Raw genomic sequence first — 6,209 nt, 5'->3', positions numbered from 1 at the left:
TTGGCTGCGCGTCGGCGTAGCCGATCTTGCGGAGCTCCTGCTCGGAGCGGACCGGAACGCCACACCCTTGGCGCTCCGCTGGCCGCTGGCCGCTGGCCGTCGGCCGTCGGCCGCTGGCCGCTGGCCGCCGCCTTCGCCGCGTGTCGGCGAGGCCGATCTTGTGGAACTCCCGCTCGGCGCGAACCGCTACCCAGCACCCTTGGCGTTTCGCTGGATGCTGCTGCCTGGCAGTCCGGTGCGTTGTGGCTGGGGCGCCTTGGGGTTTTGGCGGTGGCTTGTCTGGTCGGCGTGTCGCGGATTGGCGGGCGGAGGCGGGCTGGCGGTCTCGTTGGGTGGGGGTGGCTACAGCTTGGCGGGGGCCTTTGGGGCGGGGCGTGTTTGCATAACTGCAGGTCGGCGGGTTGGCACGATAGACCCTGCGGGGAGCCTGCGAGGGGTTTTGGGGGGAAATACTACTTTTGTCGGACTTTCCGGAAAACAGCCACATTTTTCGGGCTTAACCGCCACACTTCTCGTGGTCCTAATTTCGCTCGAAAGGAATTATCATGCGTCGTCCGGTTGTGTTCCTGGCTGGCCTGGTCGTGGCCGGTGGCGCGAGCCTCGCTCTCGCGGGACCCGCCGCCGCGTCCTCTTCGGCCTCCTCCTACTGCTACCCCGGCGCGGCGTACTCGAATGAGTACAACGTGTTCTCCAACAACGGCAACGTCAACCAGGACTGGTCGCTGATCGATGGCGGCGTCCTCAGCGGTCTCGGTCTCGGCATCCTCGGGAACGGCTCCGGCAGCTACTGCGGATGACCAGCTGAAGTCTGACCGGTTCTGACCGATCACGAAGGCCCGAGAAGCCACCCGGCTTCTCGGGCCTTTGCCGTGCGTCGATGCCACCGGACCGGGGCGGAATGGCATCATGGCCCGATGCATGCGGCGGTGGCGGTTGTTCAGGACATCGTGACCGCCCTCGCGCCGGGGGACGACCTCGAGGCCGAGCACCGGTCGCGGATACTCGAGTGGCTCGGGTCCACCGACGACGTCTTCCGGCGGGTCAAGCCGGCCGAGCCCGATCAGCACCTGGTGTCGTACGTCGTGCCGGTCGACGCCGACGGCAATGTTCTTCTGGTCGACCACATCAACGCGAGGCTGTGGCTGCCGCCGGGCGGGCACGTCGAGCCGGGGGAGCACCCGCACGACACCGCGGTCCGCGAGGTGGCCGAGGAGCTGGGCCTGACCGCCGTCCCGGACCCGGCGCCGCTCTTCCTGACCGTCACCCGGACGGTCGGCCTCGACCGGGGGCACACCGACGTCAGCCTCTGGTACGTGCTCCACTGTGACCGGACCGAGCGGCTCACCCCGGACCTTGGCGAGTTTCACCGGGTCCGCTGGTGGTCGCCGGAAGACATCGAGCCCGCGCGCTGCGACCCGCATTTCCCGCGGTTTCTCCACAAGATGCGGCGATGAGAACGCCGCGGCAGCGGATCGAGGCGGCCTGCGCCGACCGGGGCACGCCGCGGGTGGTGGCCGGGTGCGTCGCGCTGATCGGGGGCGGCGAGACCGATCCCGCGCTGGTCGAGACTCTCGGCGGGCCGGCCGGGCCACGCTACCTGGACTCCCCGGAGGACCAGCGTTATTGGTTGCGCGTGTGGGGCGTACGCGGATTGTTGTGGGCTTTGGGTTTGCCTGATGCACCTTCCCCGGAGGATCCGGACGTGGTGGCGGCGTTGGTGAGCGCGCTCGCCGACGAGCGCTGGCGGGTCCGGGAGAACGCCGCCAAGGTCGTCGCCCGGCACCGTGTTGATGCCTGCCAGCCGGCGATCGCGGCCCTGCTCAACGACGAGATCCCCCGGGTACGGGTGGCATCCGCCCGGGCGCTCCGTGTGCTGATGCGGTAAGAATCAGGGATGCTCGATATCACGTCCGGCGGCACTCCGGGACCGCAGATCGCCGACGAGCTGCTCTTGCTCGACAACAATGTGTACGGGTCGGTGGCGGACGCCCCGCCGCTGCAGGACATCGCCGAGTCGTTCGTGTTGAAGGGCTGGCGCGCGCGGCGAAGCTCGTGGACCGACTTCGAGGTCGAATGCGAGTGGGTCCGCATCGAGCTGCAGCAGACCTCCGACGGCGTGCTCTTCAGCGGCATCGTCGACCCGGCCCGGCTGGACGACCTCGGGGCCGTGCTCACCGCCTTCGACCTGCGGTTCTCCATGGAGCTCTGGAGCACCGACCGGACCGAGCTGCTCCGCGAACTGCGGAGTTAGGTAAGCGCCAGGCCGGGGCCCGGGTCGGGGGTCGGCACCGGGGCGGGGATCTTGTATTCCTCGGTGAGCGTGGTCATCGGGCCCGGCCAGGTCGCCTGGGCCACCTCGATCGGCTTGCGGGTCTCGTCGAAGGCCACGTGCAGCAGGTGAAGCACCGGGGTGTCCGGGCGGATCTGCAGGATCTCGGCCTCGTCGCGGCTGGGCTGGCGGGCGCTGATCGTGTCGGTGGCCGACGCGTAGCGTTTGCCCAGCGCCTCCTCGGCCTCCTGGTAGAGCGGGCGGCCGAAGGCCTCGGCCCGTTCGAGCGAGGTGCCGGAGGTCTCGGCCACCCGGAACCAGGACGCACCCAGTTCGACGGTCGCGTCGTCGGTGCGCACGATGTGCCGGCGGACCAGCATCTCGGTGCCGTCGCGCACCCCGAACGCGTCGGCCACCTCGGCGGGGGCGGGTTCGCGGCCCACCGCCACCAGCTGCTGGCGATAGCGGGCGGCCAGGTCGGCATGGTAGCCGCGGTGCGCGCCGTAGCGGCCGCGGGAGAGCCGGTTGAGCCGGCGGCGGGTGCCCCGGACGTACGTGCCGGAGCCGGGCTTGGTGATCAGGACGCCCTCGACGCGCAGCTGGTCGACGGTGCGCTGGACGGTCTGCTTGGCCACCCCGAACATCTCGGCCATCGCCGGAATCGACGGCAGCCGCTCGCCGGGCTGCCAGTCGCCGCGGCGGATGCGCTCGCGCAGCTGGGTGGCGATCTGGCGGTGCGGGAACTCCGCCGCGCCCGGGTTGATCGTCATGCCGGCCTCCTGACCCCTAGGTTCCTAGGATGCCCCGAGGCGGCGTGACCGGCGTGACGACACGCCGGTCAACCAATTACCAGGAGCCGGCGGTGGGGCCGGCCGAACCGCCACGGCGGCGGAGGTACTTTTCGAACTCGCTGGCGATCTCGTCGCCGGTCAGCGGCTGGATGCCCTCGTCGCCGACCCGCTCCTCGAGCTCGCGGACGTACTCACCGAGTTCGGCGTCCTGCTCGGCGGCCACCCGCACCCGCTTCTCCCACTCGTCGGCCTCCTCGGCCAGGTCGGCCATCGGGACCGGCAGGTCGAGCACGTCCTCGAGGCGCGAAAGCAGCGCGAGCGTGGCCTTGGGGCAGGGCGGGTTGTTCGCGTAGTGCGGCACGTGCACCCAGAAGGACAGCGCCTCCAGGTCGGCGCGGCCGGCCGCCTCGTGCAGGACGCCGACGATGCCGGTCGGGCCGTCGTAGCGGGTCGGCACCACCTTGTACTTGTCGGCGATGTCGTTGTCGGTGGCCGAGCCGCTGATCGGCAGGGGGCGGGTGTAGGGCACGTCGGCCAGCAGGGCACCCAGCAGCACAATGCGGGTGACCTCGAGGCTGTGGCACAGCTCCAGGACCTGCTCGCAGAAGGTGCGCCATTTCATGCTCGGCTCGATGCCGCGGATCAGCACCACGTCGCGGTCGGCGCCCTCGGGGCTGGCCACCGTGAAGCGGGTGGTCGGCCACTCGATTTTCCGGGTCTCGCCCTCGGCCATCGTGATGGTCGGGCGGCTCACCTGGAAGTCGTAGAAGTCCTCGGGGTCGATGGTCGAGATCTCTCGTGCCTGCCACACCTGCTCGAGGTGTTCCACGGCCGCGGTGGAAGCATCCGCAGCATCGTTCCAGCCCTCGAAGGCAGCGATGGCCACTGGGGAGCGAAGCAGCGGGAGGCCGTCGAACTCAGTCATAGGTGACAGCCTACGTGCGGTGCGTGTGCGGCACTCGGTGGCCGCGCCGCGCGTGACGCTCAGCCCCCACCACAGAGAGCCGCGTCACACGGCCAGTTGCGGGGCCAGGACCGCAGCGCAGCGTAGATTGCGGTATTTGCCCTGATAGTCCAGTCCGTACCCGACGATCAGGCCCGGGCCGACGTCGAAACCGATGTGCGTGGGGGTGTCCGCGAAGCGGGCCGTGTCGGGCTTGCGGAGCAGCGCGCAGACCGCGATCGATCGGGGTGCGCGCTGCGCGAGGTTGCTGATCATCCAGGTCATGGTGAGGCCGGTGTCGATGACGCCGTCCACGATGATCACGTCGCGGCCCGAGATGTCCACCTCGAGGTCCTTCAGAAGGCGGACCGAACCGGAGGCGCGGTTGCGGGTGCTGTAGGACTTGAGCGCCATCCAGGCGATCTCGGCCGGCGCGGGGTAGGCGCGGGCCAGATCGACGGTGAAGGTGGCGGCCCCGCCCAGCACGCCGATCATCACCGGGACCGAGTCGGCGTAGCGTTCGTGCAGCTCAGCGGCGAGCACCCCGACTCGCGCCAGGATCTGCTCCTCGGTGAGAAGCACCGTTTCGAGATCGTCCGTTACGTGGCCGGCGTCCATCGTGTGCCTCCCGAAGGCGCGACCGGAGGTCGCCCCCAAGATCCTGCCACGCCGGGGCAATTGTGGCTTCCGCCTATCCTGTGAGTTCCGGTAAGGTCCGCGCGTTCGATTGTTCATCTTTTCGGCACCCTGGTGGAGTTGTTGCATGGCGCGACGGATCGCTCTGAGCGAGATCCGCTCCCGGACCTACAAGCGGCGGGATGCGTGGTGGACGGTCTGGCTCGTCGATCCGCTGGCCTCGCGCCTCGTGTGGCTGGTGGCGCCGTGGCGGTGGGTGACCCCCAACCTGCTCACCTTCCTGGCCTTCCTGATCGGCATCGGCTCGGCCGTCAGCTTCTGGCAGGGTAGTTACGGCTGGGTCGCGCTCGGTGCGCTGCTGTTCCACGTCAGCTTCGTGCTGGACTGCATGGACGGCAAGATCGCCCGGCTGAACGGGACCGGCTCGGTGTTCGGGCAGTGGCTCGACTACGTCTTCGACCGGCTGCGGGTCGTGGTGACCACGATCGGCCTGTTCGGCGGGCAGTACGAGCGGACCCACAACTTCGCCTTCATCTGGCTCGCCGGGCTGGTGCTCTTCCTCGACATGTTCCGTTACCTGAACGCCCTGCAGATGGGCAAGGTCAAGACGGTCATGAAGGACAATCTGACCGCCGCACGCGGACCGGACGCCGTTCCGGTGAGCTTCGTCGAGGACGAGTCGGACGAGCACCCGGAGTCCGCCGACGCCGTCTCCGAGGCCGACCACGTCGTTGACGTCAACAGCGACTTCCGTAACCGGTTCGGGTTTTTCGTCCGGTTCCGTAACGTGCTGATCCGGCAGCGGATCCGGGCGCACGTGTTCAGCGGCATCGAGTTCATGATGTTCGTGTTCATCGTCGGCCCGCTGGTGAACTGGATCATCGGGGTCACGCTGATCTCGTCGGCGCTGATGATCGGCTTCGAGCTGCTGCTGATCTACAAGCTCTACACCGCGACGCGCACCTACGAGCGGAAGATGGCGGCCGCCACCATCCCGGCCCAGGCGCCGGCCGCCGAACGCGACGGGGTTCCGGCCGTCTGACCGGTCACGGCGCCGGTTAAAGCAGCGGTCACAGCATGTGATCCATCAGCGCCACGTCGGTCAGCACGGTGTAGCCGTTCTGGGCGTACAGCTCAATGGCTCTGGTGTTGTGAATTTCGGTTTGCAGTGACAGCCGGTGCGCGCCGGCCGTCCGGGCCTCGCCCGCGACCTGCATCAGCAGGGCGCGGGCGACGCCCATGCCGCGCGCCGGCGGCGCGACGAAAAGATCACGAACCAACCAGACGGTACGCAGGGTGAGCGCGGCCGGAAGAATCGCGATCGAGCAGATGCCGTACGCCTCGGCCGGCGTCCCGGCCACGTAGATCCGCGTGCGGGACGACAGGACCTGCTCGAGCACCCACTCGGCGACCGCCTCCGGGGCCGGGTTGGCGCCGTAGTGCTGCCGGTACTCGTCGAAGAGTTCGGTGGCATCCGCGAAGAGCGGCTCGTCCGGGTCCGTGAGCCGGTGGGCCGTCATCGCCGTCGTCACGGTCATAGCGTCATAATCCCGTTGAGACCGACAAACCG

At 68.9% G+C, this 6,209-nt stretch carries 9 protein-coding genes; 5 read left to right on the top strand and 4 right to left on the bottom strand.

All coding sequences use genetic code 11. The features are described 5' to 3' along the window. The first annotated feature begins 545 nt into the window (after nucleotides 1-545). The 4 genes from Ate02nite_RS44540 to Ate02nite_RS44525 all read left to right on the top strand — a co-directional run bounded on the left by Ate02nite_RS44540 (nucleotide 546) and on the right by Ate02nite_RS44525 (nucleotide 2,251). Nucleotides 546-797, top strand: coding sequence for a hypothetical protein (locus Ate02nite_RS44540; protein ID WP_203814034.1), 252 nt, complete (start codon nucleotides 546-548; stop codon nucleotides 795-797). 117 nt (nucleotides 798-914) lie between these two features. Next, nucleotides 915-1,454, top strand: coding sequence for an NUDIX hydrolase (locus Ate02nite_RS44535; RefSeq protein WP_203814033.1), 540 nt, complete (start codon nucleotides 915-917; stop codon nucleotides 1,452-1,454). Then, nucleotides 1,451-1,885 (top strand): HEAT repeat domain-containing protein, encoded by a 435-nt coding sequence (locus tag Ate02nite_RS44530; RefSeq protein ID WP_203814032.1) that lies wholly within the window; start codon nucleotides 1,451-1,453, stop codon nucleotides 1,883-1,885. Before Ate02nite_RS44535 ends, Ate02nite_RS44530 begins: the two co-directional genes overlap by 4 nt. Before the next feature lie 9 nt (nucleotides 1,886-1,894). Next, nucleotides 1,895-2,251 (top strand): hypothetical protein, encoded by a 357-nt coding sequence (locus tag Ate02nite_RS44525; RefSeq protein WP_203814031.1) that lies wholly within the window; start codon nucleotides 1,895-1,897, stop codon nucleotides 2,249-2,251. Here the strand turns inward: Ate02nite_RS44525 and Ate02nite_RS44520 are convergent. The 3 genes from Ate02nite_RS44520 to Ate02nite_RS44510 all read right to left on the bottom strand — a co-directional run bounded on the left by Ate02nite_RS44520 (nucleotide 2,248) and on the right by Ate02nite_RS44510 (nucleotide 4,621). Next, the gene (locus Ate02nite_RS44520; protein WP_203814030.1) at nucleotides 2,248-3,039 is read right to left on the bottom strand and encodes a GntR family transcriptional regulator; all 792 of its coding nucleotides are present in this window, start codon (nucleotides 3,037-3,039) and stop codon (nucleotides 2,248-2,250) included. The two genes, Ate02nite_RS44525 and Ate02nite_RS44520, sit on opposite strands and share 4 nt — an antisense overlap. Before the next feature lie 76 nt (nucleotides 3,040-3,115). After that, complete coding sequence (locus tag Ate02nite_RS44515) at nucleotides 3,116-3,985, bottom strand: PAC2 family protein (RefSeq protein ID WP_203814029.1); 870 nt, start codon at nucleotides 3,983-3,985, stop codon at nucleotides 3,116-3,118. Nucleotides 3,986-4,069: 84 nt separating this feature from the next. Further along, complete coding sequence (locus tag Ate02nite_RS44510; RefSeq protein WP_203814028.1) at nucleotides 4,070-4,621, bottom strand: phosphoribosyltransferase; 552 nt, start codon at nucleotides 4,619-4,621, stop codon at nucleotides 4,070-4,072. 145 nt (nucleotides 4,622-4,766) lie between these two features. Between Ate02nite_RS44510 and Ate02nite_RS44505 the strand changes: the two genes are divergently transcribed. After that, a complete protein-coding gene (locus Ate02nite_RS44505; RefSeq protein WP_203814027.1) occupies nucleotides 4,767-5,681 on the top strand; it encodes a CDP-alcohol phosphatidyltransferase family protein in 915 nt (304 codons plus the stop codon). 28 nt (nucleotides 5,682-5,709) lie between these two features. On the opposite strand, the gene Ate02nite_RS44500 is transcribed toward Ate02nite_RS44505, so the two are convergent. Then, the gene (locus Ate02nite_RS44500; protein ID WP_203814026.1) at nucleotides 5,710-6,177 is read right to left on the bottom strand and encodes a GNAT family N-acetyltransferase; all 468 of its coding nucleotides are present in this window, start codon (nucleotides 6,175-6,177) and stop codon (nucleotides 5,710-5,712) included. Nucleotides 6,178-6,209: the final 32 nt, after the last annotated feature.

Source organism: Paractinoplanes tereljensis (assembly GCF_016862435.1).
Classification (GTDB): Bacteria; Actinomycetota; Actinomycetes; order Mycobacteriales; family Micromonosporaceae; genus Actinoplanes; species Actinoplanes tereljensis.
This window is presented reverse-complemented; position numbering and strand designations above follow the sequence as displayed.